Annotated in this window: 4 protein-coding genes and 1 pseudogene; 1 reads left to right on the forward strand and 4 read right to left on the reverse strand. The window is 67.2% G+C overall.

Translation table 11 applies throughout. From position 1 onward, the window contains the following. Positions 1–284 (forward strand): annotated as a pseudogene (locus JWP64_RS11750) (hypothetical protein); the annotation flags it as partial. A gap of 197 nt (positions 285–481) precedes the next feature. Here the strand turns inward: JWP64_RS11750 and JWP64_RS11755 are convergent. The 4 genes from JWP64_RS11755 to JWP64_RS11770 all read right to left on the reverse strand — a co-directional run bounded on the left by JWP64_RS11755 (position 482) and on the right by JWP64_RS11770 (position 3,020). Further along, positions 482–751, reverse strand: coding sequence for a DUF1876 domain-containing protein (locus JWP64_RS11755; protein ID WP_297495795.1), 270 nt, complete (start codon positions 749–751; stop codon positions 482–484). Positions 752–1,048: 297 nt separating this feature from the next. Further along, positions 1,049–1,915, reverse strand: a complete 867-nt coding sequence (locus tag JWP64_RS11760) for an alpha/beta hydrolase (RefSeq protein ID WP_297495796.1) — start codon at positions 1,913–1,915, stop codon at positions 1,049–1,051. A 30-nt stretch (positions 1,916–1,945) separates the two neighbouring features. After that, positions 1,946–2,344 carry a hypothetical protein gene (locus JWP64_RS11765; protein WP_297495798.1) on the reverse strand — a complete coding sequence of 133 codons (399 nt, stop codon included), beginning with the start codon at positions 2,342–2,344 and terminating at the stop codon, positions 1,946–1,948. Between the two features lie 337 nt (positions 2,345–2,681). Beyond that, on the reverse strand, positions 2,682–3,020 hold the full coding sequence (locus tag JWP64_RS11770) for a recombinase family protein (RefSeq protein ID WP_297495800.1): 339 nt from the start codon (positions 3,018–3,020) through the stop codon (positions 2,682–2,684). Positions 3,021–3,268: the final 248 nt, after the last annotated feature.

The following is a 3,268-nucleotide window of genomic DNA, read 5'->3' on the forward strand; positions in this document are numbered from 1 at the left end:
GCGGCGAGCTCGGCGCGGGCCTGCGCGGCCTTCTCCTGCTGAGTGTCGGCGGCGGTGCGGGCGGCGGTGAGCTGCTCGGTGAGGGAGCCGATCGTGGCTTCGTCGCGGCTGGTGCGCTGTTCGGCCATCTCGGCGCGGCGACGTTGCTCGGCGTGCTAACGCCGCTCGGCGTCGCGAAGAACGATCCGGCAATCCCTGCACCGCCGCGCCACCTGCCGGCAGAAGGCTGGTTACGAGGTACGTCTCCCCTCTGGCAGCACCAGTGGGCGGCCACGTTGCGGTGAGAGATGAGTGACCGTCGAGACCGGCGGCGATCGAGTGGGGCGTACTCGACGTGCGGGGTCACCCCGACCTTGCTGGATCCTCGGCCGGGTGAGCGCGCGTAGCCGGAGCAGCGGCGCGGCCGTTTACTCAGCCGGCCCCGTCCTGCGCCGGCGTATGCGGAGGCACCCGACCGACGGACCGGCCGAGGCGCGCATATTCAGATCCGGAGGTGGGTCCGCCGGTGAGTGACCTGCTCGAGGTCCCCCGCAGCAGCGTCGAGCAGATGGTGGCTCAGCTCGGACAGGGCCCGAGCGGTGGCGAGCTCGTCACCGATCTCCGGCACGTCTAGATCAGCCGGGTTGAGCCGGGCCAGGCCGACGCCCACATGCTGATCGGTGTCACCCGCATGCAGCCGGGCGACCGCCCGGGTGCGGTCGCCCTCCTCGTCGATAACGATGTCGACGTTCCAGCGCTTGGTCTCGTTCATCTCGCTCACCTCGTTCTCACGGGCTGCCCCCTCAAGTGTGGCGCGCCACACGGGCCAACCGCACTAGCCTGAGCGCGGTGGTCGGGCGGACGCCCGGATCCCGCGTAGGACCCGAGCCAGGTGCGGTGCCATCACGGCGACCGCAGACAAGGAGCCCGCACCGCTCGCTCGGTCAGGCCGCTCCTCTACGCGCGCTCCCGGAACATCCCCCGGCCGACGCTGCCTACGTCCGCCGACCCGACCGAGCGGAGCAGGACCGCCTTCCTCCGACACCTCTGGGCCGGGAGCGTGGTGGCTTCAGACGCCTGCCTGCGCCTGAAGCTCCCGGCTCATGATCTTCTCCAGCACGGGCATGAGGTACTTCTTGAACGTCACAGGGTTCTCGCTCATCGGGAAATGCCCGATCTCTTCCATGATGATGGTCTCGGACCCCTTGAGCTTCTTCCCGGTTTCGGCGGTCATCTCCGGCGTGCAGGCGAAATCGTAGACACCTGTCATGAGGTACATCGGGACGTTGCCGCTGATCTTCTCGGCGAGCTGCCGGAAGTCGTGGTCCACGCTGTAGAAGTACAGATCGCCGCGGAAGATTCCGGGGCCACCCTGCGCGTAATACCACCAGGTCTCCCAGCGGTACTCCTCCGGGCTCTGCGGCGCCATCAGGCCGAACACCGATGTGCCGCACGCCTCCCCGCCATGTACCTCGGGATGGTACAGCCAGTCGATGAACCAGCCGGGCGAGTAGTCGCACGCCTCGATCGCGATCAAGGCGCGGACCTTCTCCTCGTGATGGAGCGCCAGGTGTAAGCAGATATTGCCACCCATAGAACTGCCCATGATGACAGGTCGCTCCAGCCCCAGGGCGTCACAGAATGCAATGATGAACTCCGAGTAGAACTTCGCCGTCAACCGGTACTCCTCATTCTGGAAGCCGGGAGGCGGAATTGACTTTCCGTGACGCGGAAGATCCAGGGCGATTACGCGGAAGCTGCTCGTGATGTCGGGATCCGAGAGCTGGTGACGGTACTCGCGTGAATCGGTACCAGCGGTGTGCAGGCAGACCAGCGGAATTCCTCCCCCAGCCTCCTCGTAGAACACTCGATACTCTGCCGCCTCGTAGGGAACGTAAACGTAACGACCAACGATGGGGTCGTGCCTCGTCGCCATCTTCCCAAGCTCCTGTATCCGATCCGGCGCCTACGCAGGCACCGGCTGAAGTTCACGCATATGGTCGAGCATCCAGGTCACGGACCGTAGGTGCTGCCAGAGCACCTTCACGTTGCCCTCCATCCGCAAGCGTCCGTGCAGCGGGTGCGCCATCGCCCAGATGTCGTTGTACATCGGCGGTGGGACCGGCTGAACGAATTTCTCCCATGATTCACGCGGTCCCCGGAGCGCGAACTCCCACGTGTCTTGGATGGTCCACTGATCGGACACGCGCTCGACGTTGCCGCCACGGACCGAGACGAGGTACTCCGTGTCGCCGAAGCCGATGACGAAGTCCGTATTCATGAAGCGCCGCACGTATTCCATCGCCCGGTCCCGGTTTACGGCCTCCTGCCAGGCCTTCATCCACTCCGGGTCGAACATCCCCATGGAGACCCACCTCCACTCGATGGCTGCCACCGCGTGGCGAGGCCGCACAGTGGCGGGTTCCGCTCGGCCACGGTTGCACCCCGGCGGACCTGGCGCAATCGGCTGTTTGTTCGCATTTGCCGAGCCCGTGACGAGCCGCTCGGCTCTGCTGCCGGATCGGCAGCAACATCGGGACCTTCACCGTCACCGCCCTGCGGCAACCGGTCAACGACGGCACGGCCTCGGCGGCCAGGCTCGCGGTGTCACCGCATCTGCAGCGCGACGCGCGCCCGCAGCGACCTACCTCGCGTTCTTGTGCGCGGGCACCAAGTCGAGCGCTGGCACCAGATACCGCTGCTCACGGAACCTCACCTGTCGGTGCCGGTTGCGGCGGGCGGCCGCCGCGGCGCCCGGCGATCTCGGGGACGTGTTTGTAGAGAGTGGAGCGGCTGACCCCGAGCAGCCGAGCGATGGAGGCCACGGTGTTGTCCGGCTCGACGAGCAGCGCGCGGGCGTGGCGAATCTGCTCGGAGCTCATCGCCGGGGGCCGGCCGAGGCGCTGCCCGCGGGCGCGCGCGGCGGCCAGCCCCTCGTGGGTGCCCTCCACGATCAGCTCGCGGATGAACTCGGCCAGCGCGGCGAACACGTGAAAGACCAGCCGCCCGCCCGGGGTGGTGAACGTGTCCCCAGCCGCCAACTAGGAGCTGTTTAAGAAGTCGGCGGGCGGCCGCGGTGGGCGTGTCGGTGCTCGGACATGGGTGAGGTCTCCGGTAGGTGATCAACGACCAAGAAGACCGCCCGCCCGGAGACCTCGTTGAGCAGCCTATCGATCGGAGCACGTAAGGACCTGACGGACCGGCAGTGGCGGATCCTGGAACCGCTGCTCCCGGCTCCGACGGGCAGGGGCCGACCGCGGAAGTGGAGCCACCGCAGGTTGATCGACGG

Source organism: Pseudonocardia sp. (genome assembly GCF_025465255.1).
Classification (GTDB): domain Bacteria; phylum Actinomycetota; class Actinomycetes; order Mycobacteriales; family Pseudonocardiaceae; genus Pseudonocardia.

Bases quoted from the DNA above. Each gene is read 5' to 3' on its own strand.
- JWP64_RS11765 (WP_297495798.1), bottom strand. From the start codon at position 2,344: ATGGGGATGTTCGACCCGGAGTGGATGAAGGCCTGGCAGGAGGCCGTA.
- JWP64_RS11760 (WP_297495796.1), bottom strand. From the start codon at position 1,915: ATGGCGACGAGGCACGACCCCATCGTTGGTCGTTACGTTTACGTTCCC.
- JWP64_RS11755 (WP_297495795.1), bottom strand. From the start codon at position 751: ATGAACGAGACCAAGCGCTGGAACGTCGACATCGTTATCGACGAGGAG.